This window comes from Burkholderia sp. Bp8986 (assembly GCF_003854225.1).
Classification (GTDB): domain Bacteria; phylum Pseudomonadota; class Gammaproteobacteria; order Burkholderiales; family Burkholderiaceae; genus Burkholderia.
On the sequence record NZ_QTQM01000055.1, the window covers coordinates 1 to 23,984 of the forward strand.

General features: G+C 61.8%; 36 protein-coding genes and 1 pseudogene. 2 read left to right on the forward strand and 35 right to left on the reverse strand.

The annotated features are described in order from the left end of the window. The 3 genes and pseudogenes from DID99_RS32365 to DID99_RS32375 form a co-directional block, all read right to left on the reverse strand. Positions 1–145, reverse strand: a pseudogene (locus tag DID99_RS32365) (c-type cytochrome biogenesis protein CcsB); the annotation flags it as partial. Between the two features lie 4 nt (positions 146–149). Then, on the reverse strand, positions 150–2,360 hold the full coding sequence (locus DID99_RS32370; RefSeq protein WP_044848921.1) for a cytochrome c biogenesis protein ResB: 2,211 nt from the start codon (positions 2,358–2,360) through the stop codon (positions 150–152). Positions 2,361–2,561: 201 nt separating this feature from the next. After that, positions 2,562–3,215, reverse strand: a complete 654-nt coding sequence (locus DID99_RS32375) for a cytochrome c (RefSeq protein ID WP_044848922.1) — start codon at positions 3,213–3,215, stop codon at positions 2,562–2,564. Positions 3,216–3,433: 218 nt separating this feature from the next. Here DID99_RS32375 and yihA point away from each other — a divergent pair, with 218 nt between their 5' ends. Both yihA and hemB read left to right on the forward strand, forming a co-directional pair. After that, positions 3,434–4,093 (forward strand): ribosome biogenesis GTP-binding protein YihA/YsxC, encoded by a 660-nt coding sequence (gene yihA, locus DID99_RS32380; protein WP_044848923.1) that lies wholly within the window; start codon positions 3,434–3,436, stop codon positions 4,091–4,093. A 253-nt stretch (positions 4,094–4,346) separates the two neighbouring features. Beyond that, positions 4,347–5,345, forward strand: coding sequence for a porphobilinogen synthase (gene hemB / locus DID99_RS32385; RefSeq protein WP_121860787.1), 999 nt, complete (start codon positions 4,347–4,349; stop codon positions 5,343–5,345). Between the two features lie 111 nt (positions 5,346–5,456). On the opposite strand, the gene dsbD is transcribed toward hemB, so the two are convergent. The 32 genes from dsbD to tuf form a co-directional block, all read right to left on the reverse strand. Further along, positions 5,457–7,304, reverse strand: a complete 1,848-nt coding sequence (dsbD, locus tag DID99_RS32390) for a protein-disulfide reductase DsbD (protein ID WP_124523861.1) — start codon at positions 7,302–7,304, stop codon at positions 5,457–5,459. Beyond that, positions 7,297–7,623: a divalent-cation tolerance protein CutA gene (gene cutA / locus DID99_RS32395; protein ID WP_124489450.1), complete on the reverse strand. Its 327-nt coding sequence runs from the start codon at positions 7,621–7,623 to the stop codon at positions 7,297–7,299. The genes dsbD and cutA overlap by 8 nt, the downstream gene beginning before the upstream one ends. A gap of 208 nt (positions 7,624–7,831) precedes the next feature. Next, positions 7,832–8,227: a 50S ribosomal protein L17 gene (gene rplQ / locus DID99_RS32400; RefSeq protein WP_006477175.1), complete on the reverse strand. Its 396-nt coding sequence runs from the start codon at positions 8,225–8,227 to the stop codon at positions 7,832–7,834. Positions 8,228–8,374: 147 nt separating this feature from the next. Continuing rightward, positions 8,375–9,352 (reverse strand): DNA-directed RNA polymerase subunit alpha, encoded by a 978-nt coding sequence (locus tag DID99_RS32405; RefSeq protein ID WP_006477176.1) that lies wholly within the window; start codon positions 9,350–9,352, stop codon positions 8,375–8,377. A gap of 124 nt (positions 9,353–9,476) precedes the next feature. Then, positions 9,477–10,100: a 30S ribosomal protein S4 gene (gene rpsD, locus DID99_RS32410; protein ID WP_006477177.1), complete on the reverse strand. Its 624-nt coding sequence runs from the start codon at positions 10,098–10,100 to the stop codon at positions 9,477–9,479. A gap of 156 nt (positions 10,101–10,256) precedes the next feature. Next, positions 10,257–10,658, reverse strand: coding sequence for a 30S ribosomal protein S11 (rpsK, locus tag DID99_RS32415; protein WP_004197937.1), 402 nt, complete (start codon positions 10,656–10,658; stop codon positions 10,257–10,259). A gap of 28 nt (positions 10,659–10,686) precedes the next feature. Next, the gene (gene rpsM, locus DID99_RS32420; RefSeq protein WP_039323572.1) at positions 10,687–11,052 is read right to left on the reverse strand and encodes a 30S ribosomal protein S13; all 366 of its coding nucleotides are present in this window, start codon (positions 11,050–11,052) and stop codon (positions 10,687–10,689) included. 38 nt (positions 11,053–11,090) lie between these two features. After that, on the reverse strand, positions 11,091–11,207 hold the full coding sequence (gene rpmJ, locus DID99_RS32425; RefSeq protein WP_004199844.1) for a 50S ribosomal protein L36: 117 nt from the start codon (positions 11,205–11,207) through the stop codon (positions 11,091–11,093). 20 nt (positions 11,208–11,227) lie between these two features. Next, complete coding sequence (gene infA, locus DID99_RS32430) at positions 11,228–11,446, reverse strand: translation initiation factor IF-1 (protein WP_004521905.1); 219 nt, start codon at positions 11,444–11,446, stop codon at positions 11,228–11,230. Between the two features lie 9 nt (positions 11,447–11,455). Continuing rightward, positions 11,456–12,805 carry a preprotein translocase subunit SecY gene (secY, locus tag DID99_RS32435; protein WP_006400642.1) on the reverse strand — a complete coding sequence of 450 codons (1,350 nt, stop codon included), beginning with the start codon at positions 12,803–12,805 and terminating at the stop codon, positions 11,456–11,458. A gap of 42 nt (positions 12,806–12,847) precedes the next feature. After that, complete coding sequence (gene rplO / locus DID99_RS32440; protein ID WP_006482880.1) at positions 12,848–13,282, reverse strand: 50S ribosomal protein L15; 435 nt, start codon at positions 13,280–13,282, stop codon at positions 12,848–12,850. A gap of 26 nt (positions 13,283–13,308) precedes the next feature. Continuing rightward, a complete protein-coding gene (rpmD, locus tag DID99_RS32445) occupies positions 13,309–13,491 on the reverse strand; it encodes a 50S ribosomal protein L30 (RefSeq protein ID WP_006400644.1) in 183 nt (60 codons plus the stop codon). Between the two features lie 15 nt (positions 13,492–13,506). Beyond that, positions 13,507–14,025 (reverse strand): 30S ribosomal protein S5, encoded by a 519-nt coding sequence (rpsE, locus tag DID99_RS32450; RefSeq protein ID WP_006752931.1) that lies wholly within the window; start codon positions 14,023–14,025, stop codon positions 13,507–13,509. 14 nt (positions 14,026–14,039) lie between these two features. After that, positions 14,040–14,405: a 50S ribosomal protein L18 gene (rplR, locus tag DID99_RS32455; protein ID WP_006477183.1), complete on the reverse strand. Its 366-nt coding sequence runs from the start codon at positions 14,403–14,405 to the stop codon at positions 14,040–14,042. A 12-nt stretch (positions 14,406–14,417) separates the two neighbouring features. Next, the gene (gene rplF, locus DID99_RS32460) at positions 14,418–14,948 is read right to left on the reverse strand and encodes a 50S ribosomal protein L6 (protein WP_006758786.1); all 531 of its coding nucleotides are present in this window, start codon (positions 14,946–14,948) and stop codon (positions 14,418–14,420) included. Positions 14,949–14,966: 18 nt separating this feature from the next. Then, positions 14,967–15,362, reverse strand: coding sequence for a 30S ribosomal protein S8 (gene rpsH, locus DID99_RS32465; RefSeq protein ID WP_006477185.1), 396 nt, complete (start codon positions 15,360–15,362; stop codon positions 14,967–14,969). Positions 15,363–15,376: 14 nt separating this feature from the next. Then, complete coding sequence (gene rpsN, locus DID99_RS32470; RefSeq protein ID WP_006482884.1) at positions 15,377–15,682, reverse strand: 30S ribosomal protein S14; 306 nt, start codon at positions 15,680–15,682, stop codon at positions 15,377–15,379. Between the two features lie 7 nt (positions 15,683–15,689). Further along, on the reverse strand, positions 15,690–16,229 hold the full coding sequence (rplE, locus tag DID99_RS32475) for a 50S ribosomal protein L5 (protein ID WP_006477186.1): 540 nt from the start codon (positions 16,227–16,229) through the stop codon (positions 15,690–15,692). Between the two features lie 16 nt (positions 16,230–16,245). Continuing rightward, a complete protein-coding gene (gene rplX, locus DID99_RS32480; RefSeq protein WP_006477187.1) occupies positions 16,246–16,554 on the reverse strand; it encodes a 50S ribosomal protein L24 in 309 nt (102 codons plus the stop codon). A gap of 9 nt (positions 16,555–16,563) precedes the next feature. Further along, on the reverse strand, positions 16,564–16,932 hold the full coding sequence (gene rplN, locus DID99_RS32485; RefSeq protein WP_006752929.1) for a 50S ribosomal protein L14: 369 nt from the start codon (positions 16,930–16,932) through the stop codon (positions 16,564–16,566). A 309-nt stretch (positions 16,933–17,241) separates the two neighbouring features. After that, positions 17,242–17,514 carry a 30S ribosomal protein S17 gene (rpsQ, locus tag DID99_RS32490; RefSeq protein ID WP_006752928.1) on the reverse strand — a complete coding sequence of 91 codons (273 nt, stop codon included), beginning with the start codon at positions 17,512–17,514 and terminating at the stop codon, positions 17,242–17,244. Then, positions 17,511–17,705 carry a 50S ribosomal protein L29 gene (gene rpmC / locus DID99_RS32495; RefSeq protein ID WP_006400652.1) on the reverse strand — a complete coding sequence of 65 codons (195 nt, stop codon included), beginning with the start codon at positions 17,703–17,705 and terminating at the stop codon, positions 17,511–17,513. The genes rpsQ and rpmC overlap by 4 nt, the downstream gene beginning before the upstream one ends. A gap of 9 nt (positions 17,706–17,714) precedes the next feature. Then, entirely contained in the window at positions 17,715–18,131 is a 417-nt protein-coding gene (gene rplP, locus DID99_RS32500) for a 50S ribosomal protein L16 (protein WP_006482873.1), read from the reverse strand. 2 nt (positions 18,132–18,133) lie between these two features. After that, a complete protein-coding gene (rpsC, locus tag DID99_RS32505; RefSeq protein WP_006482899.1) occupies positions 18,134–18,934 on the reverse strand; it encodes a 30S ribosomal protein S3 in 801 nt (266 codons plus the stop codon). Between the two features lie 11 nt (positions 18,935–18,945). Next, positions 18,946–19,275 carry a 50S ribosomal protein L22 gene (gene rplV, locus DID99_RS32510; RefSeq protein ID WP_004199272.1) on the reverse strand — a complete coding sequence of 110 codons (330 nt, stop codon included), beginning with the start codon at positions 19,273–19,275 and terminating at the stop codon, positions 18,946–18,948. Between the two features lie 12 nt (positions 19,276–19,287). Then, positions 19,288–19,563 carry a 30S ribosomal protein S19 gene (gene rpsS / locus DID99_RS32515; protein WP_004199273.1) on the reverse strand — a complete coding sequence of 92 codons (276 nt, stop codon included), beginning with the start codon at positions 19,561–19,563 and terminating at the stop codon, positions 19,288–19,290. A 10-nt stretch (positions 19,564–19,573) separates the two neighbouring features. Continuing rightward, positions 19,574–20,401 (reverse strand): 50S ribosomal protein L2, encoded by an 828-nt coding sequence (rplB, locus tag DID99_RS32520; RefSeq protein WP_006482900.1) that lies wholly within the window; start codon positions 20,399–20,401, stop codon positions 19,574–19,576. Between the two features lie 2 nt (positions 20,402–20,403). Next, positions 20,404–20,718, reverse strand: coding sequence for a 50S ribosomal protein L23 (gene rplW, locus DID99_RS32525; protein ID WP_004199275.1), 315 nt, complete (start codon positions 20,716–20,718; stop codon positions 20,404–20,406). Further along, the gene (gene rplD / locus DID99_RS32530; RefSeq protein WP_006477192.1) at positions 20,715–21,335 is read right to left on the reverse strand and encodes a 50S ribosomal protein L4; all 621 of its coding nucleotides are present in this window, start codon (positions 21,333–21,335) and stop codon (positions 20,715–20,717) included. The genes rplW and rplD overlap by 4 nt, the downstream gene beginning before the upstream one ends. Continuing rightward, positions 21,335–21,985: a 50S ribosomal protein L3 gene (gene rplC / locus DID99_RS32535; protein WP_006752926.1), complete on the reverse strand. Its 651-nt coding sequence runs from the start codon at positions 21,983–21,985 to the stop codon at positions 21,335–21,337. The genes rplD and rplC overlap by 1 nt, the downstream gene beginning before the upstream one ends. Positions 21,986–22,163: 178 nt before the next feature. Beyond that, positions 22,164–22,475 (reverse strand): 30S ribosomal protein S10, encoded by a 312-nt coding sequence (gene rpsJ / locus DID99_RS32540; protein ID WP_004199280.1) that lies wholly within the window; start codon positions 22,473–22,475, stop codon positions 22,164–22,166. A 285-nt stretch (positions 22,476–22,760) separates the two neighbouring features. After that, positions 22,761–23,951 (reverse strand): elongation factor Tu, encoded by a 1,191-nt coding sequence (gene tuf, locus DID99_RS32545; RefSeq protein WP_006482910.1) that lies wholly within the window; start codon positions 23,949–23,951, stop codon positions 22,761–22,763. Positions 23,952–23,984: the final 33 nt, after the last annotated feature.

The following is a 23,984-nucleotide window of genomic DNA, read 5'->3' on the forward strand; positions in this document are numbered from 1 at the left end:
AGCCCGCGCCGACCACGAGTGCCAGTGCGAACAGCCAGTCGATGACCGACAGGCGCGCGAGGAACGGACGGTCGTCGAACAACGGCGCCGGATTCGGGGCCTGAACCGGCCCCGAACGGGAAGAGGAAACTTGCGTGAGATCCATGATGTTACCGGGTGGAATTCTCGGAATCGCCGCCGGCAGGCGGACGGGCAGTCGCTGCCGCACCGGCGGGCGCGGCGTCGCGCGGTGCGGCGCGCAAGGCGGCGCCGGCCGCGTCGCGCGTCTGCACGAATTCTTTTTCGAAATCGAAGGTCTTGCGGGCCGTGGACATCGCCATCACCACATCGACGCCCGAACCGGCATCCTTGAGCCAGAACCAGAGGCGCCGCTCGCGCACGTAGAACATCGAGAAGATGCCGGCGACCAGCAGCAGGCTGCCAAGATACACCAGATTCTTGCCGGGTGCGCGCGTCAACTGAAATACCGAAGCTTGCACCTGCTTGAAGGAGTCAAGCTGCAAATAGACCGGCGATCCATACAAGAAGCTGTCCGATAGCGCATTGATCGCGTTCTGCACGAAGCGGATCGTGTCGGCGCCCTGTTGGGCAGCCGGCTCGCCGGCGCGCTCGCGCGCGATCTGCCAGACCTCCCACATCGAACCCTCGAGCATGCGCAGCAGCAGGCTCGCCGCCTTCTCCTGCTCGGCCTTCGGCACCGAACGATCGATGAAGGTCGCCACCGCCTGGAAGCCGCCGACCGGCTGGCCGTCGGCGCCGCGGCCGATGCTGTCGTCGCTCGCCGCAAAAAGGGTCAGCACTTTGAACGCGCTGTCCTGCAGGCGGCCACGCAGCGACGCTTCGGTCGTCGGCAGCGAACGCTGCGCGAAGCGCGCGGCGGCGTCGGCACGCACGGCTGGATCCTCGAGCGCGGCGCGCAGGCGCATCCATTCGCCGATCGAATCCTGGCTGTCGGCCGGAATCCGCATGTAGCGGAACGGATCGTTCGGGCTCGCGCGCACGCCGGCGAGGAACACGCGCGTGCCGCCCATGTCGACGGGCAGCATGTAGTTGTTGAATTCGCGCGCCTGGCCGTCCTTGCCGCGAATCTTGTACTGCACCGACGGGCCGATGTTGTGGAGCTGCACCGGCTTCGACGTCTTCGCGCCCGAACCGAGCCGCTCGTCGAACGCTTCCTTCAGCGACGCCGTCTTCGCGACGCCGCGCACGTCCGGCTTGCCGTTCGCGTCGGCCATGTTCTCGACGTTGATCGCGCGGAAGTCGGAGAACTCGATCGTGTCGCCGTCGCTGCCCGGCATCTGCAGCGGCGCCGTGCTGCCGATCGTGCCCTTCACTGCGAAGGTCTTCGCGTTGCCGCCCGTCATCGGGTAGGCCGTCATCTCCATCTGCGAGCCGCCGTCCTGGAAGCTCGACTGGTAGATCGACACGCCCTTGTACGTGAACGGCTTGTTGACCTCGACGCGCGCCGGGATCTTCTGGCCCGTCTCGCGATCGATCACGACGATGTCGCTCGCGAACAGCTTCGGCATCCCGGTCGTGTAGTAGTCGACGATGAACTTGTTGAGCTGGATCGAGAACGGCAGGTCCTGGATCAGCGAGCCGCTCGGCTGGTTCAGGATCGCGGTCGACACGAACTGGCCTTCCGGCACCCACGCGTAGCCGCGGAACGTCGGGTTCGACACGGACAGCCGGTGGTCGGGCGAGATTTCGCTGATCGTCGCGCTCGTGTTGACCGGGCTCTTGCCGAACATCCACATCTGGAATTTGATCGGCAGGTTGCTGTCCAGCAGGCCGCCGATACAGATCACGACGATCGCAAGGTGCGCGGAGATGTAGCCCCACTTCGTCAGCGCGCCGCGCTTCGCGGAAATGAGCGTCGCGCCGTCGGTTTCACGCACGACGTGCTTGTAGCCGGCCTTGGTGACGAACGTGGCGAGCGTGGCCGCGACGGTCGCGCGCGTGCCGGACGCCGAGTATTCGGCCTTGTGGTGGAACGCGCGCAGGCTGCCTTCGCGGACCTTGTCCTTCCAGCTCTTCGCATCGGCAAGCATCTTCGGCGCATTGCGGATCACGCACAGCGAGATCGACACGACGAGGAAGATCAGGATCAGCATGAACCACCAGGCGCTGTACACGTTGTACAGGCCCAGCGAGCGGAAGATGTCCGCCCAGAACGGCCCGAACTGGTTCACGTAGTTCGGATACGGGTCGTCCTGCGTCAGGACCGTGCCGACGATGCTCGCGATCGACAGCACTACCAGCAGCGCGATCGCGAAGCGCATCGAGCTCAGCAGCTCGATCGCGCGCCTGGACGCACTTTGACCCGACTTCGACTGCAACCCCGACGTGGTAACGCTCATTCAAACTCCGACTAAGGGGAAACAGCCCCTACGCTCACTATGTTCGCTGCCCCAAGGGGGCGGTCAGCACGCTGGGGACGACCCGGCGAGTGCTGACAAAAAAGGGCGAGGCAACCGCAATCACGCGGCGCCCCACCCTTTTTCTTGTTCTGACGCCGGCCGCCCTTCGGGCGCCCGGTCATTCCATTCGCGACCGTCCGGTCAACGCAGGCCCGCGATGTAATCCGCGACGGCCTTGATCTCGTTGTCCGACAGACGCGCTGCGATCTGATGCATCGCCTCGTTGTTGTTGCGCGCGCCGACACCCTGCTGGAACGCGGTCAACTGGGCAACCGTGTAATCGGCCCATTGCCCCGACAGACGCGGGTACTGGACCGGAATGCCCTGCCCCGTCGGCCCGTGGCAGCTCGCGCAGGCGGGTACACCCTTTTCCGCGATGCCGCCGCGATAGATCTTCTGGCCGATCGGCACGGTCGCCGCATCGCGTGCGGTGCCGAGCTTCGTCGTCTGCGATCCGTAATACGCAGCGACGTTGCGCATGTCGTCCGCGCTCAACGCGCTCGCGAACCCGACCATCACCGGATTGGTCCGCGCCGGCCCCTTCGCGCCCGGCTGGGCCTTGAAGTCGTTCAACTGCTTGACCAGATAGTCGGGATGCTGGCCGGCCAGCTTCGGGAAACTGCCCGACGCGCTGTTGCCGTCCGCGCCGTGACACGACGCGCAAACTTGCCCGGCAATCGCCTTGCCGCGGTCCAGATCCGGCTTTGCCGCATCCGCCGCATTTGCCTCCGCTACGAAACCTACGAACCCTGCTGCAACCTGAAGCACCATCAGAGACTTGCACAGTCGATTCATTCGCACACCCTGTTTCGTCTTGTGGGAATTTGAGGTTCTGCAAAAAACGACGTCGACCAGTCTACCGCAGAAGCTGCATAAAAGCGCGAGGCAGGCGCCCGCAGCCCTTCGGCAAAACCGCCGTATTGTACAATATCGCGCTGAAAGCTCCCGCGCCTATCGGGGCTACCCCGCCTCCACCAAGCGGCTCGCGCCGCCCCGTCCCACCGGTTTCCCCCATGGCCTTTTTGCTCCACCAAGCCCGCTTCTACACGACCGTCAACCATCTGCGCGACCTGCCGCCGACGGTACAACCGGAAATCGCGTTCGCGGGCCGCTCGAATGCCGGCAAATCGACGGCGATCAACGTGCTGTGCAACCAGAAGCGGCTTGCCTTCGCGTCGAAGACGCCCGGCCGCACCCAGCACATCAACTACTTCTCCGTCGGCCCGGCCGCCGAGCCCGTCGCGAACCTCGTCGACCTGCCCGGCTACGGCTACGCGGAAGTGCCGGGGGCCGCGAAGGCCCACTGGGAAATGCTGCTGTCGTCCTACCTCGCGACGCGTTCGCAGCTGTGCGGCCTGATCCTGATGATGGATTCGCGCCGCCCGTTGACCGACCTCGATCGCCGGATGATCGAGTGGTTCGCGCCGACCGGCAAGCCGATCCACACGCTGCTGACGAAGTGCGACAAATTGACGCGGCAAGAAAGCATCAACGCGCTGCGCAACACGCAGAAGGGACTCGACGCGTACCGTGACCAGGGCGTGAAGGGCAAGCTGACGGTCCAGCTGTTCTCGGCGCTGAAGCGCACGGGGCTCGACGAGGCCCATGAACTGATCGAGAGCTGGGTGCGGCCGTCCGTTGCCGACGAAAAAAGCGAGCCTGTAGCACAATGAGCGGGCAACGCGCGGCCGGGACCGGCCGTGCGCACCTGACGGCACCTGCGGATTCGGCCGGCTCATAAAAAAACCCGCCGTTGAACGGCGGGTCAAACAGCCTAATCGAATAACGACAGGCACCCGCTCAGGGAGGAGAAGCGGGGAGCGGCACGCGACGCGTGCCGCTCGATCGCTATCATATACCAACGCTCTCGAAAATGACCTAAGGGTTCCGTAAGGTTCTTACTACCCTGATTTCTGCCCAATCGCCATGAGCTTCCATCCGCTTCACCGTCCGCGCCGGATGCGCCGCGACGACTTCTCCCGGCGCCTGATGCGCGAAAACCGCCTGACCACCGACGACCTGATCTATCCGGTGTTCGTCGTGGACGGCACCAACGAACGCCAGAGCGTCCCGTCGATGCCCGGCGTCGAGCGCGTGTCGGTCGATCTGCTGATGCATGTCGCCGAGCAGTGCGTCGAACTCGGCGTGCCCGTGCTGTCGCTGTTCCCGGCCATCGAGCCGTCGCTGAAGACGCCTGACGGCCGCGAAGCGGCAAATCCGGAAGGCCTGATCCCGCGCGCGGTGCGCGAACTGAAGAAGCGCTTCCCCGAACTCGGCGTGCTGACCGACGTCGCGCTCGACCCGTACACGAGCCACGGCCAGGACGGCGTGCTCGACGAGAACGGCTACGTGATCAACGACGACACGATCGAGATCCTGGTCGACCAGGCGCGTGCGCAGGCCGAAGCCGGCGTCGACATCGTCGCGCCGTCGGACATGATGGACGGCCGCATCGGCGCGGTCCGTGAAATGCTGGAAAGCGACGGTCACATCCATACGCGCATCATGGCCTATTCGGCCAAGTTCGCGTCGGCGTTCTACGGCCCGTTCCGCGATGCGGTCGGCTCGGCGTCCAATCTGGGCAAGGGCAACAAGATGACCTACCAGATGGATCCGGCGAACAGCGACGAAGCGCTGCGCGAAGTGCGCCTCGACATCGACGAAGGCGCCGACATGGTGATGGTCAAGCCCGGCATGCCGTATCTCGACATCGTGCGCCGCGTGAAGGACGAGTTCCGCTTCCCGACCTACGTGTACCAGGTGAGCGGCGAATACGCGATGCTGAAGGCCGCCGCGATGAACGGCTGGCTCGATCACGACAAGGTCGTGCTCGAATCGCTGCTCGCATTCAAGCGCGCTGGCGCCGACGGCGTGCTCACGTACTTCGCGCTCGATGCCGCGCGTCTGCTGAAAGCGCAGCGCTGAGCCGCGCGCCGGCCGGCACAAGGAAAAACGGCGGGACACTTCGGTGTCCCGCCGTTTTTTTTGCACCGTCCGGTCGGCGCAGCGGGCCGCCCGTGCGCCGACGAGCGCGCGTCACACCGTCGGTACCGCCGCTCGATCGAGGCTGCGCAGGAACGTCTCGGCCGCCTGATAACCGACCACACGGCCGATTTCGTTGCCGTTGCGATCGAAGAAGATGATGCCCGGCGGCCCAAACAGGTTGAAGCGCTTGAGCAGCGCCTGGTCGTCCGGATTGTTCGCGGTGACGTCGGCACGCACCAGGTGAAGCTGCGCGAGCCGCGCCTGCACGCGCGAATCGGTGAACGTCAGATGCTCCATCTCCTTGCAGCTCACGCACCAGTCGGCGTAGAAGTCGAGCATCACGGGCTGGCCCGACGTCTTCAGCAGCGCGTCGAGCTCGCGACTGGAGCGCACCGACGCGAACGCGGGCCCCTGCCCTCCGGTCGCCGCACCGGCTGCCGACGCATCGCCCGACGCAACCGTGCGCGCCGCGAGCACGGCCAGCGGCTTCACGGGGTCGTTGGAGCCCGCCGCAAGACCGACGAGCAGCGTTGCAGCCCAGATCGCAAGCGCAGCACCGAGGCCGCGACCGAGACGGCGCCAGATCGATGCGGCGCCGGCATGCGGCGTAAACAGGCCAAGCGCCGCAGCCGCGACGAGCAGCCACAATGCGGCGAGCACCATCTTCAGAGCGCCCGCGAGCACCGGCCACACGATCCACAGCGCGGCGGCAAGCAGCACGATGCCGAAGAACACCTTCACGCCGTCCATCCATGCGCCCGCGCGCGGCAGCACCGTACCTGCACCGATGCCGACGACGAGCAGCGGCACGCCGAGCCCCAACCCCATAGCGAACAGCGCAGCGCCGCCGAGCAGCGCATTGCCGGTGTGCGCGATGAACGCGAGCACCGCAAACAGCGGCGCCGTCATGCATGCGCCGACGACCAGCGCCGACAACGCCCCCATCGCGGCGACCGCGACGAAGTGGCCGCCCCGGCGCGCGCTCGAGGCTTCCGCCGCGCCGTTCTGCCAGCGCTCGGGCAGCGCGATGTCCTTGCCGGAAATCAGCGATACGGCGAATGCGGTGAGCAGCACGCCGAATGCACCGAGCACCCACGGGTTCTGCAGCCATGCGCCCAGGCTCTGGCCGACCAGCGCCGCCGCGATGCCCAGCACCGTATAGACGAGCGCCATGCCGACCACGTACGTCAGCGACAGCGCGAAACCGCGTGCGTGCGTCGCGCGCGTGCCCTGGCCGATGATGATCGCGGACACGATCGGAATCATCGGATACGAGCAGGGCAGGAGACTCAGCACGACGCCGGCGACGAAATACAGTGCGACGATGGTGAAGAAACCGTGCCCCTCGAGCAGCGACTGCGCGAAATCCGCGCTCGTGACCTTGTCGAACCAGCTGCCCGAAGCCGCCGTGCGATCGACCGGCGCGGCCGCGCCCAGCGCAGCGCCGTCGACCTTCACGACGTGCTCCGCAGGCGGATAGCAGATTCCTTCGTCGGCGCATCCTTGCGACGTCACAGCGAGCTCGAACGGCCCCGCCGCCTGCTTGACCGGAACATGAATCACGACCTCGTCGCGATAGGTCTCGACTTCCTTCTGGAACGTCTGGTCGAACTTCACATGGCCGGCCGGGAATTGCGGATCGCCGAGCGTCGCCTGCCCGCCCTTCACCGCGAACGCGAACCGCTCGCGGTACAGGTAATAGCCGCTGGCAACCTTGAAACGGACGTCCACCTGCCCCGGCGATTCGCTCGCGCTGAACTTGAATGCGACCGACGGATCGAGAAAATCGTCGGCCGCGCGCGCGACCGACAGGCCGCCCAGCACGAACATGAACGACATCAGGACTGCGAGGAACCGCAGCGCGCGCACGCGCACGGAAAGCGCCATACCGTTAAACATGAAATAGACGTTGAGTTTCGCTGGTCACCCACTGGCCGTACGCGGCCGTGGCCGTCCCCTGCCACGAGACGATTTCCGGCGTCTCGTACGGATGATGCGCGAGAATAAATCGCTCCAGTTCGAGCGAGCGGACGGGGCTCGTCTTGAACAGCAACTGGATCTCGTCGGCCGTCTCGACCTTGCCCTGCCAGTGATAGCGCGACTTGATCGCACCGAGCTCCGACACGCACGCGGCAAGCCGCGCGTCGAGCGCGCCGTCGGCGAGCGCCGCGGCCGTCACCGCATCCGGCACCGTCGTCAGCATCAATACCACCACCATACGCGCCCTCCTGACTGGCCTTTACCGGCTTCCGCCGCCACGAATCGCCCCATCGAGGGGCCTGCGCCAATAACTGCATATCGTAGCGCAGCCCGCGCGGCACTGCCGGCACCGGCCTGCGACAATCGATCGCAGCCGAGGCGCCGCCAAAAACAAAAAGGGCCAAGCAATTGCTCGGCCCTTTCGGATCCTGCTGCGTACCGGAAGCTTACTCGGCTTCTTGCACGTTTTCCGTTTCGTCGACTTCCGGACGATCGAGCAGCTCGACCAGTGCCATCGGTGCGTTGTCGCCGACGCGGAAGCCGAACTTCAGCACGCGCAGGTAGCCGCCCGGACGGTTCGCGAAACGCGGACCGAGCACGTCGAACAGCTTCGCCACCGAGTCACGATCGCGCAGGCGGTTGAACGCCAGGCGACGGTTTGCCAGCGACGGCTTCTTGCCGAGCGTGATCAGCGGCTCGACGACTTTACGGAGTTCCTTCGCCTTCGGCAGCGTCGTCTTGATGACTTCGTGCTCGATCAGCGAGTTGGACATGTTACGGAGCATAGCCAGACGGTGGCTGCTCGTGCGGTTCAGTTTCCGCAGACCATGACGATGGCGCATTTCAGTTTCCTTGATTCAAAGTTTTGATCCAGCTCTTCTATCGCACCTCTGGGGTGCACGGGCCGGTAGAGAAAAAAGCAAGATGCGGATTTTAAAGGAAAATCCGCATCTTTGCCAACTACTGCTACAGCCGGGCTACAACCGGGCTTACTTGTCGAGACCAGCCGGCGGCCAGTTTTCGAGCTTCATGCCCAGCGTGAGACCGCGCGAAGCGAGCACTTCCTTGATCTCGTTGAGCGACTTGCGACCGAGGTTCGGCGTCTTCAGCAGCTCGTTTTCCGTGCGCTGGATCAGGTCGCCGATGTAGTAGATGTTCTCGGCCTTCAGGCAGTTCGCCGAACGAACCGTCAGCTCGAGATCGTCCACCGGACGCAGCAGGATCGGATCGATCTGCGGTGCGCGCGACGGTGCTTCGGCAGCCGTTTCCGTGCCTTCCAGTGCCGCGAACACGGACAGCTGGTCGACCAGGATGCGGGCCGATTGACGGATCGCCTCTTCCGGGGTGATCACGCCGCTCGTCTCGATGTTCATCACGAGCTTGTCGAGGTCGGTACGCTGCTCGACACGTGCGCTTTCAACGGCGTAGCTCACGCGGCGAACCGGCGAGAACGATGCGTCGAGGACGATGCGGCCGATGATCTTGGCCGTGTCTTCGCCGTAGCGACGGACGTTGCCGGGCACATAGCCGCGACCCTTTTCGATCTTGATCTGAACGTCGAGCTTGCCGCCCTTCGACAGGTGTGCGATCACGTGATTCGGGTTGATGACTTCGCAATCGTGCGCCAGCTCGATATCGCCGGCCGTGACGACGCCTTCGCCTTCCTTGCGCAGGGTCACCGTCACTTCGTCACGGTTGTGCAGCTTGAACACCACACCCTTCAGGTTCAGCAGCAGGTTGACGACGTCCTCTTGCACGCCGTCAAGCGTCGAATACTCGTGCACCACGCCAGCGATCGTGACTTCGGTCGGCGCGTAGCCAACCATCGACGACAGCAGCACGCGGCGAAGCGCATTGCCCAAGGTGTGGCCGTAACCGCGTTCGAACGGTTCCATGACCACCCTCGCGTGGTTCTCGCCCAGCGATTCCACGGCGATGATCTTGGGTTTCAGCAAACTGGTTTGCATGGGCTTTCCTTTTCAATACCCTCGGCTCGTTACACCGATAAGGCTGACCGGTAACAACCAGAAAATAAACAGCCGAGGCCCCTCCTTGCATAACGCAATCGGGGTACCTCGGCCGTCAATCGGATTAACGCGAATACAATTCGACGATCAGGCTTTCGTTGATGTCGCCTGCGATTTCAGCGCGTTCCGGCATTTGCTTGAACGTGCCTTCGAACTTCTTCGCATCGACTGCAACCCAGCTCGGCATGCCGCCTTGCTCGGCCAGCGACAGCGCTTCGACGATACGCGCCTGCTTCTTCGCCTTTTCGCGGATCGCGACGACGTCACCCGCCTTCACTTGCTGCGACGGCACGTTCGCGACGACGCCGTTCACCGTGATCGACTTGTGGCTCACCAGCTGACGCGCTTCAGCGCGGGTCGAGCCGAAGCCCATGCGATACACGACGTTGTCGAGACGCGACTCGAGCAGTTGCAGCAGGTTTTCACCCGTGTTGCCCTTGCGGCGGTCGGCTTCAGCGAAGTAGCGGCGGAACTGACGCTCCAGGACGCCGTAAATACGCTTGACCTTCTGCTTTTCGCGCAGCTGCGTACCATAGTCGGACGTACGTGCGCCCGAGGTACGGCCGTGCTGACCCGGCTTGCTGTCGAGCTTGCACTTGTCGGCGAGCGAGCGGCGCGCGCTCTTCAGGAACAGGTCGGTGCCTTCACGGCGGGACAGCTTGGCCTTGGGGCCGATATAACGTGCCACTTTGCATTCCTTTATCAATCAGTCACGCGGACCGGAATCCGCGCTAGTTCGCGCCCTTTGGGGCGAACGGTGGGCTTAGTCAATCAAAAAAGCAACGCCCGTCGACGCTACGCGGCGACAGGCAAATGCGCCAGCACGAACGTGCCAGCAGCATTCTTAGATACGACGGCGCTTCGGCGGACGGCAGCCGTTGTGCGGAATCGGGGTGACGTCCGAAATCGCGGTGATCTTGATGCCGAGGCCATGCAGTGCACGCACTGCCGACTCACGACCCGGGCCCGGGCCCTTGATCCGCACTTCCAGATTCTTCACGCCATATTCCATCGCCACGCGACCGGCCGACTCAGCAGCAACCTGAGCAGCGAACGGCGTCGACTTGCGCGAGCCCTTGAAGCCCTGGCCGCCCGACGTCGCCCATGCCAGTGCATTGCCCTGGCGATCGGTGATCGTGATGATCGTGTTGTTGAACGACGCGTGAACGTGAACCACGCCTTCAGCGACGTTCTTCTTAACCTTCTTGCGAACGCGTTGCGCCGCGGTGTTCGAAGCCTTAGCCATTACGTTTTCCTGTAACTGTCAGTTCCGCTTACTTCTTCAGCGCTTGCGCTGCACGACGCGGACCCTTGCGGGTACGTGCGTTCGTACGCGTACGCTGACCGCGCATCGGCAGGCCCTTGCGATGACGAACGCCACGGTAGCAACCGAGGTCCATCAGGCGCTTGATGTTCATCGTCACTTCACGGCGCAGATCGCCTTCGACGATGAACTTGCCCACTTCTTCACGCAGCTTTTCGAGGTCTGCGTCGGTCAGGTCCTTGACCTTCTTCGAGAATTCCACGCCAGCTGCCGTGCAGATGCTGCGCGAGCGCGTGCGGCCGATACCGAAGATTGCCGTCAGGCCGATCTCGGTATGCTGGTGATTCGGGATGTTAACCCCTGCGATACGAGCCATTGTTTTTCCTCAAACAAAAAGCGCAAACAAACGCGCGGTCAGCCTTGGCGCTGCTTGTGGCGCGGATCCGAGCTGCAGATCACGCGAACGACGCCTTTGCGCTTGATGATCTTGCAATTGCGGCAAATGCGCTTAACCGATGCCATCACTTTCATGATAATACCCTTTTTTCAAATCACTTCGCCCGGAACACGATCCGCGCACGAGACAGATCGTAAGGCGTCAATTCAACCGTCACCTTGTCGCCCGGCAGGATGCGGATGTAGTGCATCCGCATCTTCCCGGAGATATGCCCCAACACGACATGGCCGTTTTCCAGCTTCACGCGGAAGGTCGCATTCGGGAGGTTTTCGATCACCTCACCTTGCATCTGGATTACATCGTCTTTGGCCATAGTCCTTGATTAACGCATTGGGATGTTGCCGCCCTTGAAGTTTGCCTTCTTGAGCAGCGACTCATACTGTTGCGACATAACGTACGACTGCACCTGCGCCATGAAGTCCATCGTGACGACGACAATGATCAGCAGCGACGTTCCACCAAAATAAAACGGCACGTTCCAGCGCAGCACCAGGAATTCCGGCAGCAGACACACGAAGACGATGTAGATCGCACCGGCCAGCGTCAGACGCGTGAGGATGCGGTCGATATATCGCGCGGTCTGGTCGCCCGGACGAATGCCCGGAACAAACGCGCCGCTCTTCTTCAGGTTGTCCGCGGTTTCCCTGCTGTTGAACACCAGTGCGGTGTAGAAGAAGCAGAAAAACACGATCGCCAGCGTGTACAGCAGCACATAGACCGGCTGGCCCGGCTTCAGCGCCTCCGCGACGTTATGCAACGTGTTGGAGATCCAGCTTCCCGACGGCTGACCCGTGCTGAACCAGCCGAGAATCGTGGCCGGGAACAGGATGATCGACGATGCGAAGATCGGCGGAATCACGCCCGACATGTTCAGCTTCAGCGGCAAGTGCGATGACTGGCCACCGTAGATCTTGTTGCCGACCTGGCGCTTCGCGTAGTTCACGAGGATCTTGCGCTGACCGCGTTCGATGAACACGACCAGGTAAGTCACCGCAGCGATCAGAACGACGATGATGATCGCCGAAATGATGCTCATCGAACCCGTACGCACCAGCTCGAACAGCCCACCGACGGCATTCGGGAACCCTGCTGCGATCCCGCCGAAGATGATGATCGAGATGCCGTTGCCCAGACCACGCTCGGTGATCTGCTCACCCAGCCACATCAGGAACATCGTGCCGGTAACCAGCGTCACGACCGTCGTCAGCCGGAACAGCATGCCGGGGTCGATCACGAGGCCCGGCTGGTTTTCCAGCGCAGCCGCGATACCGAACGCCTGGAAGGTCGCGAGCACCACGGTGAAATACCGCGTGTACTGCGTGATCTTCCGTTGCCCTGCCTGCCCTTCCTTCTTCAGCGCCTCGAGTTGCGGCGAGACGATCGCCAGCAACTGCATGATGATCGACGCCGAGATGTACGGCATGATCCCCAGCGCAAAGATCGTGAAGCGGGAAAGCGCGCCACCCGAGAACATGTTGAACATGCCAAGGATGCCGCCCGCCTGGCTCTGGAACAGCTTCGCCAGTTGATCCGGATCGATGCCCGGCACGGGGATGTGCGCGCCGATGCGATAGACGATCAGCGCCAGGAGCAGGAACATCGCTCGCCGACGCAGATCGCCGAATTTCGCCGTGCTTCGACCGGGTTTTGCAAGACTCGGGCTGTTAGCCAAGTACCTTCTCCGATGAATGCAAGTAACGACGCGCTACGCGTGTCACTCGGCGAACGAACCGCCAGCCGCTTCGATCGCAGCGCGCGCACCCTTGGTGGCGCCGAGACCCTTCACGACGATCTTGCGCTTCAGTTCGCCCGTCGCGATGATCTTTGCGCTCTTCGTCAGCTCGCCGACCAGGCCGGCTTGCTTCAGTGCGAGCAGATCGATTTCATCGACCGGCAGCTTCTCGAGGTCGCCCAGGCGCACTTCACCGACGAATTCCTTCGTCAGCGACGTGAAGCCGCGCTTCGGCAGACGACGTTGCAGCGGCATCTGACCGCCTTCGAAACCGACTTTGTGGAAGCCGCCCGAACGCGATTTCTGACCCTTGTGACCACGGCCAGCCGTCTTGCCGAGGCCCGAACCGATGCCGCGGCCGACACGACGCTTGGCATGCTTTGCACCAGCGGCCGGCTTCAGGTTATTCAATTCCATATCAACTCCTTGATCCGTAGGGCCGCTTACGCGATGACCTTAACGAGGTACGAGACCTTGTTGATCATGCCGCGGACCGCCGGCGTATCCTGCAGCTCGCTAACCGAGTTGAGTCGGCGCAGGCCCAGGCCACGCACGGTCGCACGGTGCGATTCGCGGGTCCCGATCAGGCTCTTGACGAGCTGAACCTTGACAGTTTTTTCAGACATGGTGACCACCCGGGCTTAGCCCAAAATATCTTCGACGGACTTGCCGCGCTTCGCCGCGATGTCTGCCGGGGTCGACTGCTTGCGCAGACCGTCCAGCGTGGCGCGAACGAGGTTGTACGGGTTCGTCGAACCGTGGCTCTTCGCCACGACGTTCTGAACGCCCATCACGTCGAACACTGCGCGCATCGGGCCGCCGGCGATCACGCCCGTACCTGCCTTCGCCGGAGCGAGGAGGACAGCGGATGCGCCATGCTTGCCGTGCACTTCGTGCTGCAGCGTGCCGTTCTTGAGCGGCACCTTGAACATGTTGCGGCGAGCTTGTTCCATTGCCTTCTGGACAGCGACCGGCACTTCCTTCGCCTTGCCCTTGCCCATACCGATGCGGCCATCACCGTCGCCAACCACGGTCAGTGCGGCGAAGCCGAGAATACGGCCACCCTTCACGACCTTGGTCACGCGATTGACCGAAATCATCTTTTCGCGAAGGCCGTCGTCGCGCTCGTCAGCCTGAACTTTCGCTTGCATCTTTGCCATGACGAATTCCTTCCTTAGAACTTGAGCCCAGCTTCGCGAGCTGCCTCAGCCAGCGCCTTGACGCGGCCGTGGTAGCGGAAGCCCGAGCGGTCGAAGGCGACGGATTCGATGCCGGCAGCCTTTGCCTTCTCGGCAATACGCTTGCCGATCAGCGTCGCGGCATTAACGTTGCCGCCCTTGCCCGACTTGTCGGCCAGTTCAGCGCGCACTTCTGCTTCGAGCGTCGACGCGCTGGCGAGCACCTTGGTGCCGCAGGGCGAGAACACTTGAGCGTAGATGTGCGTGTTCGTGCGATGCACGGCGAGACGCGCGACCTGCAGCTCAGCGATCTTGATACGCGTCTGGCGAGCGCGGCGCAGGCGAGATTGAGTCTTATCCATGATTGCGCACCCTTACTTCTTCTTCGTTTCTTTGAGGATCACAACCTCGTCGGAATAGCGCACGCCCTTGCCCTTGTACGGCTCCGGCGGACGGTAACCGCGGACTTCCGCAGCCACTTGACCGACTTGTTGCTTGTTGATCCCCTTGATCACGATTTCGGTTTGCGTCGGGGTTTCAGCCTTGACGCCTTCCGGCATCTGGTGCACCACCGGGTGCGAGAAACCCAGCGACAGATTCAGCTTGTCGCCTTGCGCTTGCGCACGATAACCGACGCCAACCAGCGTCAGCTTGCGCTCGAAACCCTTGGTCACGCCGTGCACGGCATTCGCGATGATCGCGCGCATCGTGCCCGACAGTGCGTTTGCTTCGCGGCTTTCGTCGACCGGCGACAGATTCAGCGTGCCGTCGTTGTTCGCCACGTTCACGAGCGGATTGATCGCTTGCGTGATGGTGCCCAGCGGGCCCTTGACGGTGATCGCACCGTCGGCCAGCTTGACTTCCGCGCCTTGCAGCGCGATCGGGCTCTTACCTACTCGAGACATGTTTCTCTCTCCTCGGCTTTAAGCAACGTAGCAGATGACTTCGCCGCCGACGCCGGTAGCGCGCGCCTTGCGGTCGGTCATCACGCCCTTCGGCGTCGACACGATTGCCACACCCAGGCCGTTCATGACCTGCGGAATGTCGTTACGGCCGCGGTACACGCGCAGACCAGGCTTCGACACGCGCTCGAGGCGTTCGATGACCGGGCGACCTGCGTAGTACTTCAGCGCGATATTCAGTTCGGACTTCGCACCTTCCGCCTTGACGGCGAAATCGTCGATATAACCTTCGTCCTTCAGGACTTGCGCGATTGCAACCTTGACCTTCGACGAGGGCATCGCGACCGATACCTTCTCGACCATCTGCGCGTTGCGGATGCGAGTCAGCATATCGGCGATAGGATCACTCATGCTCATTTACGTTTCTCCTATTACCAGCTCGCCTTGGTCAGGCCAGGAATCTCGCCACGGAATGCGATTTCACGAATCTTGTTACGCGCGAGGCCGAATTTACGGAACGTGCCACGCGGACGGCCCGTGATCGCGCAGCGGTTACGCTGGCGGGTCGGGTTTGCGTTGCGGGGCAGTTGCTGCAGCTCAAGGCGTGCTTCGTAGCGCTCTTCTTCCGACTTGCTTTGGTCTTCGACGATCGCCTTCAGCGCTTCGCGCTTTGCTGCGAACTTCGCGACCAGGCGGGCGCGCTTCTTTTCACGTTCGATCAGTGCCAGTTTAGCCACGGTAACCTCAGTTTCTGAACGGGAACTTGAAGCTGGCGAGCAGAGCCTTTGCTTCGTCGTCGGTCTTCGCAGTCGTCGTGATGCTGATGTTCAGCCCACGCAGTGCGTCGATCTTGTCGTAGTCGATTTCGGGGAAAATGATCTGCTCTTTCACACCGATGTTGTAGTTGCCGCGGCCATCGAAGGCACGACCCGACACACCGCGGAAGTCACGCACGCGGGGCAGGGCAACGGTCACGAAACGGTCGAGGAATTCGTACATCGCTTGGCCACGCAGCGTCACCATCGCGCCGATCGGGTAACCCTGGCGGATCTTGAAGCCTGCGATTGCCTTGCGTGCCTTCGTGACGACCGGCTTCTGACCAGCGATCTTCGTGAGGTCGCCGACGGCGTTCTCGATGATCTTCTTGTCAGCGATCGCTTCGCCAAGACCCATGTTCAGCGTGATCTTGGTGATGCGCGGCACTTCCATGACCGACTTGTAACCGAACTTCTCGATCAGGCCGGGCACAACCTTTTCTTTGTAAAACTCTTGAAAACGAGCCATTTTTTACTCCGCTGCGTCAGGCGCTCAGTACGGCACCGGTCGTCTTCAGGAAGCGAACCTTCTTGCCTTCCTCGACCTTGATGCCAACACGCGACGCCTTGCCATTCGCGTCGACCAGTGCGACGTTCGAAATATGCAGGGGCATCGTCTTCGCTTCCACGCCGCCCGTCGTACCCTTCATCGGGTTCGGCTTCACATGCTTCTTGACGAGGTTGATACCTTCAACCGTCACATGTTCTGCACCGACAGCCAGCACGACGCCGCGCTTGCCCTTGTCTTTGCCAGTGACGACGATGACTTCGTCACCTTTGCGAATCTTGTTCATCGCGACTCCTTACAGCACTTCCGGCGCCAGCGAAACGATCTTCATGAATCGTTCGCTACGCAGCTCACGCGTCACCGGCCCGAAGATACGGGTGCCGATCGGCTCAAGCTTGTTATTCAAAAGCACAGCGGCGTTGCCGTCGAACTTGATCAGCGAGCCGTCTTGACGGCGAACACCCTTGGCGGTGCGGACCACCACGGCGTTGTAGATTTCGCCTTTCTTCACGCGCCCGCGCGGCGTTGCTTCTTTGACGGTCACCTTGATGATGTCGCCAATGCCGGCATAACGACGCTTCGAGCCGCCGAGCACCTTGATGCACATGACTTCACGTGCACCCGTGTTGTCGGCTACTTCGAGCCGAGATTCGGTCTGGATCATGGTTTGTCTTTCCCAACTTAATCCGATTGCACCACCATGATGCATTCGGTCAGTCTTGGTCCCGTCAGCCAATCGGCTGCTTGGGTTGGAACAGCAGCGACGGCAAACGAAACCCGCCATCGCAATTCGGTGAATCTTTCGGACAGGCTGGCGCCAGTCCGCTTCCCCCACCAACTTCGCCCGCGACGGGGCTCCCATAAAGAGGGAAGACCAGGATTATAACAAATAACCCTGGTCACGCAAGCAAAAACTTTGCGATTTCAAGCACTTCGTGGCGAAGTGCTTGTTACTGCCTACTGCTCTGCCCGCTTAGATGACGCGAGCTGCTTCGACGAGGCGCGACACCGTCCAGGCCTTCGTCTTCGAAACAGGACGAGTTTCCTGGATTTCGACGAGATCGCCTTCGTTGCAGGTGTTCGCTTCATCATGCGCGTGGTACTTCTTCGAGCGCACGACATACTTGCCGTAGATCGGGTGCTTGACGCGGTGCTCGATCAGCACGGTGACGGTCTTGTCCATCTTGTTGCTGACGACCCGACCGACCAGCGTCCGCTTCAGCGAGGTTTTCACGCTATCGTTCATTTCTGGTTCGCCTTCTGAGTCATGACGGTCCGCACACGTGCGATGTCGCGACGAACCTTCTTCAGCTGGCTCGTGTTCGTGAGCTGCTGGGTCGCGAGTTGCATGCGCAGGCCGAATTGCGCCTTCAGCAGGTCCGCCAGCTCCTTGTTGAGCGCGGCCTGGTCTTTCTGGAGAAGTTCGGAAGCCTTCATGTTTTCTCCTTAGGCGCCGAGCTGGCGCACGATGAATGCCGTCTTCAGCGGCAGCTTGGCTGCAGCCAGACGGAACGCTTCGCGTGCCAGTTCTTCGGTTACGCCGTCCATTTCATAGAGCATCTTGCCCGGCTGGATCTCGGCGACGTAGTACTCCGGGTTACCCTTACCGTTACCCATACGCACTTCTGCCGGCTTTTGCGAAATCGGCTTGTCCGGGAAGATCCGGATCCAGATGCGGCCGCCACGCTTGATGTGACGCGTCATTGCACGACGCGCCGCTTCAATCTGACGTGCGGTCAAACGACCGCGACCGATCGCCTTCAGACCGAATTCACCGAACGACACTGCGTTGCCGCGCGTCGCCTTGCCGGTGTTACGACCCTTCTGCTCTTTACGATACTTTCTGCGTTTCGGTTGCAGCATCGTTATTCTCCAGTCTTGCCGTCTTCGGGCTTGCCGGCGCCACGGCGCGGTGCGCCACGACGAGCACCCGGAGCGCCGCCTTCGCCGTCACGGCGCGGACGACGGTCGCCCGGACGCGCATTGCGACGCGGACGCTTGTCTTCGGCTACTTCTTCGACCACCGGCGCGTCATTACGGCCGAGCGTGTCGCCCTTGTACACCCACACCTTGACGCCGATGATCCCGTAGGTCGTCTTCGCTTCCGAGGTCGCGTAGTCGATGTCGGCACGCAGCGTGTGAAGGGGCACGCGACCTTCGCGATACCACTCCGTACGAGCGATTTCGATACCGTTCAGACGGCCTGCGCTCATGATCTTGATGCCTTGGGCACCCAGACGCATCGCGTTCTGCATCGCACGCTTCATCGCGCGACGGAACATGATCCGGCGCTCGAGCTGTTGCGTGATCGAGTCAGCGATCAGTTGCGCATCGGTTTCCGGCTTGCGGATTTCTTCGATGTTGACGTGAACCGGCACGCCCATGCGGCGTTGCAGTTCCGTCTTCAGCTGTTCGATATCCTCGCCCTTCTTGCCGATGACGACGCCCGGACGCGAGCTGTAAATCGTGATGCGCGCGTTCTTCGCCGGACGCTCGATGACCACCCGACCGACCGAAGCGTTCTTCAGCTTCTTCTTCAGGTATTCACGAACACCGATGTCTTCCTGCAGCATCGCCGCGAAATTGTTGTTGTTCGCGTACCAACGCGAAGCCCAATTGCGGCTGACAGCCAGGCGGAAGCCAGTCGGATGAATTTTCTGTCCCATCGTATGGCTCCTTAATTCCCGACCGTCACAGTGATGTGACAGGATTGCTTCTCGATGCGGTTACCGCGGCCCTTGGCGCGCGCGGTGAAACGCTTGAGCGATGCCGCCTTGTCGACGTAGATGCTCTTGATCTTGAGCTCGTCGATATCAGCGCCTTCGTTGTGCTCCGCATTCGCGATTGCCGACAGCACAACCTTCTTCACGATGCCAGCCGCCTTCTTCGGCGAGAACGTCAGAACGTTCAGCGCCTTGTCGACCGGCAAACCGCGGATCTGGTCAGCCACAAGGCGCGTTTTTTGCGCCGAGATGCGGGCACCGCGATGAATTGCTTTCACTTCCATCTTGATTGCCCCTTATTTCTTGGCCTTCTTGTCGGCCGCGTGACCCTTGAACGTACGGGTCAGTGCGAACTCGCCAAGCTTGTGGCCGACCATGTTTTCCGAGATGTACACCGGAACGTGTTGACGGCCGTTGTGAACAGCGATCGTCAGGCCGATGAAATCCGGCAGAATCGTCGAGCGACGCGACCAGGTCTTGATCGGCTTTTTGTCGCGCGAAGCTGCAGCCGCCTCAACTTTCTTCAGCAAATGGGCGTCGCAGAACGGACCTTTTTTTACAGAACGTGCCATTGCCTACTCCTTAACGCTTGTGACGGCGCTGGACGATCATCGTCGTCGTGCGCTTGTTGCTGCGGGTGCGGTAACCCTTAGCCGGCGTACCCCACGGGCTCACCGGGTCGCGACCTGCAGCCGTCTTGCCCTCACCACCACCGTGCGGGTGATCAACCGGGTTCATCGCAACGCCACGCACCGTCGGGCGGATACCGCGCCAGCGGTTCGCGCCAGCCTTGCCGATCTGGCGCAGGCTATGCTCTTCGTTACCGACTTCACCGATCGTTGCACGGCACTCGATGTGCACGCGGCGGATTTCGCCCGAACGCAGACGAACCTGCGCGTAGACGCCTTCACGTGCCAGCAGCATGGCCGACGTGCCAGCCGAACGCGCCATTTGCGCGCCCTTGCCCGGCAGCATCTCGATGCAGTGGATCGTCGTACCGACCGGAATGTTGCGGATCGGCAGCGTGTTGCCTGCACGGATCGGCGCTTCCGAACCCGACATCAGCTGTTGGCCGACGGTCAGGCCCTTCGGGGCGATGATGTAGCGACGCTCGCCGTCTGCGTAGAGCACCAGCGCGATGTTCGCGCTACGGTTCGGGTCGTACTCGAGACGCTCGACCTTTGCCGGAATGCCATCCTTCGTGCGACGGAAATCGACGATACGATAGTGCTGCTTGTGACCACCACCCTTGTGACGCGTGGTGATACGGCCGTTGTTGTTACGGCCGGCGGTCGAGCTCTGCGAGTCGAGCAGTGCCGCGAACGGCTTGCCCTGGTGCAGGTTCTTGTTGACCACCTTGACCATCGCGCGGCGACCCGGCGATGTCGGCTTAACTTTCACGATTGCCATGATTACTTGGCCTCCGCTTCAAAGTTGATTTCCTGGCCGGGCTTCAGGCAAACGTACGCCTTCTTCACGTCCTTGCGGCGGCCCATCGAACGGCCGAAGCGCTTTTGCTTGCCCTTCTGAACCAGCACGTTGACCGAATCAACTTCAACCTTGAACAGCAGCTCGACAGCCGCCTTCACTTCCTGCTTCGTGGCATCCGGTGCGACTTCGAACACGACTTGCTCGTTCTTGTCGGCAACCAGCGTCGCCTTTTCCGAGATCACCGGTGCGAGCAGGACCTGCATCAAACGATGATCGTTCTTGCGAATCTCGCTCATGACAGCAACTCCTCGATCTGGGCGACCGCAGCCTTCGTGACCAGCACTTTCTTGAAGTAGATCAGCGACAGCGGGTCAGCGTAGCGCGGCTCGACAATCGCCACGTGCGGCAGGTTGCGCGAAGCCAGGTACAGGTTCTCGTCGACCGTGTCCGTGATGATCAGAACGGAGTCGAGACCCATGGTCTTGAATTTGTCAGCCAGCAGCTTGGTCTTCGGCGCTTCGAGGATGATGTCCTCGACGACCGACAGACGGCCTTCGCGGGCCAGCTGCGAGAAGATCGAGCAGAGACCTGCGCGATGCATCTTCTTGTTGACCTTGTGCGAGAAGTTTTCTTCCGGCGAGTTCGGGAAGATGCGACCACCGCCACGCCACAACGGGCTCGACGACATACCGGCACGAGCGCGGCCCGTACCCTTCTGACGCCACGGCTTCTTGGTGGTGTGCTTGACTTGCTCGCGGTCCTTCTGTGCGCGGTTACCCTGGCGAGCATTCGCCTGGTACGCGACGACGACCTGGTGGATCAGCGCTTCGTTGTAGTCACGACCGAACACGACGTCCGACGCGTTGACCACTGCACCTTCCTGACCATTTTCGTTCAGGAGCTTGAGTTCCATTATTTCGCCCCCTTGGTCTTGACGGCCGGCGTCACGAAAACCTTGCCGCCCTTCGCGCCCGGAATCGCGCCCTTGACGAGCAGCAGCTTGCGCTCTGCGTCGATACGAGCGATTTCGAGGTTCTGCACCGTCACCGTAACGTCACCGAGGTGACCCGTCATGCGCTTACCCGGGAAAACGCGACCCGGATCCTGCGCCATACCGATCGAGCCCGGCACGTTGTGCGAGCGCGAGTTACCGTGGGTAGCACGGCCGGAGGAGAAGTTGTAACGCTTGATCGTACCGGCGTAGCCCTTACCGATCGACACGCCTTGCACGTCGACCTTCTGGCCTACTTCGAAAAGATCAGCACCGACCACGGCGCCATTCGACAGCTCAGCTGCCTTGGCCGCGTCAATGCGGAATTCCTTGAGGATTTCACCGGCTTCGACACCGGCTTTGGCGAGATGACCTGCCAGCGGCTTCGTCACGCGCGATGCGCGGCGGGAGCCGAATGCAACCTGCACGGCCGTGTAGCCGTCGGTTTCAACAGTCTTGATCTGCGTCACGCGGTTGTCCGACACGTCCAGCACGGTGACGGGAATCGAATCCCCTTCAGCCGTGAAGATACGGGTCATGCCAACCTTGCGACCTACGAGTCCAAGGCTCATCATTTTCTCCATTCCCGACTGCGATTGGTCGGGGCTGATTTACAAAATGCCGGGCACGCAAGGCCCAACTTTTTTACGCGAATACGCGAAAAGCCAAGCAGTATAGCCCGACTTCTCGATTTCCGCAAGCAATACAAAGACTTAGCACCACCCGACACGCCGGGAGGCGCCGAAAGCCTTACTGCAGCTTGATTTCCACGTCGACGCCAGCCGGCAGGTCGAGCTTCATCAGCGCGTCAACCGTCTTGTCGGTCGGATCGACGATGTCCATCAGGCGCTGGTGGGTACGGATTTCGAGCTGATCGCGCGACGTCTTGTTGACGTGCGGCGAACGCAGGATGTCAAAACGCTGGATGCGCGTCGGCAGCGGCACCGGGCCACGGACGATTGCGCCAGTCCGCTTCGCGGTATCGACGATCTCGGCAGCCGATTGATCGATCAGACGATAGTCGAAAGCCTTCAGGCGAATGCGGATTTTCTGTTGCTGCATGACGATTCCTTGAAAAGAGCGAGGCGATGTTGCATCGCCGGACACTAAAAGAACGCGAAACCTGTTGCCTGCGGGGAGCGAGGCGCCCGGTCCCGAACGGTACTTCCACTGCTAAGCCCGCGATTCTACACGAAAAATCGAAGCGGTGGTGTGCGTTTGTCAATATGGCAACGCGCACGCCACAAAGAAAAACCGGGTGCCAGATCGAACTGGACACCCGGTTTCGACGGTACGACTGCCTACCGTGGAATCGCGGACCCCGGAGGGATCCGCGGATCGTCGATATTACTCGATGATCTTGGCGACGACGCCGGCGCCGACGGTACGGCCGCCTTCGCGGATTGCGAAGCGCAGACCTTCTTCCATCGCGATCGGAGCGATCAGCTTCACCGTGATCGACACGTTGTCGCCCGGCATCACCATTTCCTTGTCCTTCGGCAGCTCGATCGAGCCCGTCACGTCCGTCGTACGGAAGTAGAACTGCGGACGGTAGTTGTTGAAGAACGGCGTGTGGCGGCCGCCTTCGTCCTTGCTCAGCACGTACACTTCAGCCGTGAAGTGCGTGTGCGGCGTGATCGAACCCGGCTTCGCCAGAACCTGGCCACGCTCCACGTCTTCACGCTTCGTGCCGCGCAGCAGGATACCGACGTTGTCGCCTGCCTGACCTTGGTCCAGCAGCTTGCGGAACATTTCAACGCCCGTGCAGGTCGTCTTCACCGTCGGCTTGATACCGACGATTTCGATTTCTTCGCCGACCTTCACGATGCCGCGCTCGACACGACCCGTCACCACCGTACCACGGCCCGAGATCGAGAACACGTCTTCCACCGGCATCAGGAACGCGCCGTCAACTGCACGCTCCGGCGTCGGGATGTACGTGTCCAGCGCGTCGGCCAGGCTCATGATCGCCACTTCGCCCAGCTCGCCCGTGTCGCCTTCCAGCGCCAGCTTGGCCGAACCCTTCACGATCGGCGTGTCGTCGCCCGGGAAGTCGTACTTCGACAGGAGTTCGCGAACTTCCATCTCGACCAGCTCGAGCAGTTCGGCGTCGTCCACCATGTCGCACTTGTTCAGGAACACGATGATGTACGGAACGCCAACCTGACGTGCCAGCAGGATGTGCTCACGCGTCTGCGGCATCGGGCCGTCTGCTGCCGAGCAAACCAGGATCGCGCCGTCCATCTGTGCCGCGCCCGTGATCATGTTCTTCACATAGTCAGCGTGGCCCGGGCAGTCGACGTGTGCGTAGTGGCGGTTAGCCGTTTCGTACTCGACGTGTGCCGTGTTGATCGTGATACCGCGCGCCTTTTCTTCCGGTGCCGCGTCGATCTGGTCGTAAGCCTTCGCTTCGCCGCCGAACTTCTTCGTCAGCACCGTCGTGATCGCTGCCGTCAGCGTCGTCTTGCCGTGGTCAACGTGACCAATCGTACCAACGTTGACGTGCGGCTTGGTCCGCTCAAACTTTTCTTTTGCCATGATTCTCTTCTTTCAAAAAATATCGGTTGGTAG

Excerpts from the sequence above, each read along its gene's own strand:
- rpsM (WP_039323572.1), bottom strand. The coding sequence starts at position 11,052 with ATGGCTCGTATCGCAGGGGTTAACATCCCGAATCACCAGCATACCGAG.
- rplC (WP_006752926.1), bottom strand. The coding sequence starts at position 21,985 with ATGAGCCTTGGACTCGTAGGTCGCAAGGTTGGCATGACCCGTATCTTC.
- DID99_RS32370 (WP_044848921.1), bottom strand. The coding sequence starts at position 2,360 with ATGAGCGTTACCACGTCGGGGTTGCAGTCGAAGTCGGGTCAAAGTGCG.
- rplV (WP_004199272.1), bottom strand. The coding sequence starts at position 19,275 with ATGGAAGTGAAAGCAATTCATCGCGGTGCCCGCATCTCGGCGCAAAAA.
- rplP (WP_006482873.1), bottom strand. The coding sequence starts at position 18,131 with ATGCTGCAACCGAAACGCAGAAAGTATCGTAAAGAGCAGAAGGGTCGT.
- rpmJ (WP_004199844.1), bottom strand. The coding sequence starts at position 11,207 with ATGAAAGTGATGGCATCGGTTAAGCGCATTTGCCGCAATTGCAAGATC.
- rplN (WP_006752929.1), bottom strand. The coding sequence starts at position 16,932 with ATGATCCAGACCGAATCTCGGCTCGAAGTAGCCGACAACACGGGTGCA.
- rpmD (WP_006400644.1), bottom strand. The coding sequence starts at position 13,491 with ATGTCTGAAAAAACTGTCAAGGTTCAGCTCGTCAAGAGCCTGATCGGG.
- infA (WP_004521905.1), bottom strand. The coding sequence starts at position 11,446 with ATGGCCAAAGACGATGTAATCCAGATGCAAGGTGAGGTGATCGAAAAC.
- rplE (WP_006477186.1), bottom strand. The coding sequence starts at position 16,229 with ATGGCTCGTTTTCAAGAGTTTTACAAAGAAAAGGTTGTGCCCGGCCTG.
- rpsH (WP_006477185.1), bottom strand. The coding sequence starts at position 15,362 with ATGAGCATGAGTGATCCTATCGCCGATATGCTGACTCGCATCCGCAAC.
- rplX (WP_006477187.1), bottom strand. The coding sequence starts at position 16,554 with ATGAACAAGATTCGCAAAGGTGACGAAGTCATCGTCGTCACTGGCAAA.
- rplR (WP_006477183.1), bottom strand. The coding sequence starts at position 14,405 with ATGGATAAGACTCAATCTCGCCTGCGCCGCGCTCGCCAGACGCGTATC.
- rpsK (WP_004197937.1), bottom strand. The coding sequence starts at position 10,658 with ATGGCTAAGGCTTCGAACACCGCGGCGCAACGCGTTCGCAAGAAGGTT.
- hemB (WP_121860787.1), top strand. The coding sequence starts at position 4,347 with ATGAGCTTCCATCCGCTTCACCGTCCGCGCCGGATGCGCCGCGACGAC.
- rpsC (WP_006482899.1), bottom strand. The coding sequence starts at position 18,934 with ATGGGACAGAAAATTCATCCGACTGGCTTCCGCCTGGCTGTCAGCCGC.
- DID99_RS32405 (WP_006477176.1), bottom strand. The coding sequence starts at position 9,352 with ATGCAAACCAGTTTGCTGAAACCCAAGATCATCGCCGTGGAATCGCTG.
- cutA (WP_124489450.1), bottom strand. The coding sequence starts at position 7,623 with ATGGTGGTGGTATTGATGCTGACGACGGTGCCGGATGCGGTGACGGCC.
- yihA (WP_044848923.1), top strand. The coding sequence starts at position 3,434 with ATGGCCTTTTTGCTCCACCAAGCCCGCTTCTACACGACCGTCAACCAT.
- rplQ (WP_006477175.1), bottom strand. The coding sequence starts at position 8,227 with ATGCGCCATCGTCATGGTCTGCGGAAACTGAACCGCACGAGCAGCCAC.
- rpsE (WP_006752931.1), bottom strand. The coding sequence starts at position 14,025 with ATGGCAAAGATGCAAGCGAAAGTTCAGGCTGACGAGCGCGACGACGGC.
- rplB (WP_006482900.1), bottom strand. The coding sequence starts at position 20,401 with ATGGCAATCGTGAAAGTTAAGCCGACATCGCCGGGTCGCCGCGCGATG.
- rplW (WP_004199275.1), bottom strand. The coding sequence starts at position 20,718 with ATGAGCGAGATTCGCAAGAACGATCATCGTTTGATGCAGGTCCTGCTC.
- rplF (WP_006758786.1), bottom strand. The coding sequence starts at position 14,948 with ATGTCTCGAGTAGGTAAGAGCCCGATCGCGCTGCAAGGCGCGGAAGTC.
- rpmC (WP_006400652.1), bottom strand. The coding sequence starts at position 17,705 with ATGAAGGCTTCCGAACTTCTCCAGAAAGACCAGGCCGCGCTCAACAAG.
- rpsQ (WP_006752928.1), bottom strand. The coding sequence starts at position 17,514 with ATGAACGATAGCGTGAAAACCTCGCTGAAGCGGACGCTGGTCGGTCGG.
- DID99_RS32375 (WP_044848922.1), bottom strand. The coding sequence starts at position 3,215 with ATGAATCGACTGTGCAAGTCTCTGATGGTGCTTCAGGTTGCAGCAGGG.
- rpsS (WP_004199273.1), bottom strand. The coding sequence starts at position 19,563 with ATGGCACGTTCTGTAAAAAAAGGTCCGTTCTGCGACGCCCATTTGCTG.
- rplD (WP_006477192.1), bottom strand. The coding sequence starts at position 21,335 with ATGGAACTCAAGCTCCTGAACGAAAATGGTCAGGAAGGTGCAGTGGTC.
- tuf (WP_006482910.1), bottom strand. The coding sequence starts at position 23,951 with ATGGCAAAAGAAAAGTTTGAGCGGACCAAGCCGCACGTCAACGTTGGT.
- rplO (WP_006482880.1), bottom strand. The coding sequence starts at position 13,282 with ATGGAATTGAATAACCTGAAGCCGGCCGCTGGTGCAAAGCATGCCAAG.
- rpsJ (WP_004199280.1), bottom strand. The coding sequence starts at position 22,475 with ATGCAGCAACAGAAAATCCGCATTCGCCTGAAGGCTTTCGACTATCGT.
- dsbD (WP_124523861.1), bottom strand. The coding sequence starts at position 7,304 with ATGTTTAACGGTATGGCGCTTTCCGTGCGCGTGCGCGCGCTGCGGTTC.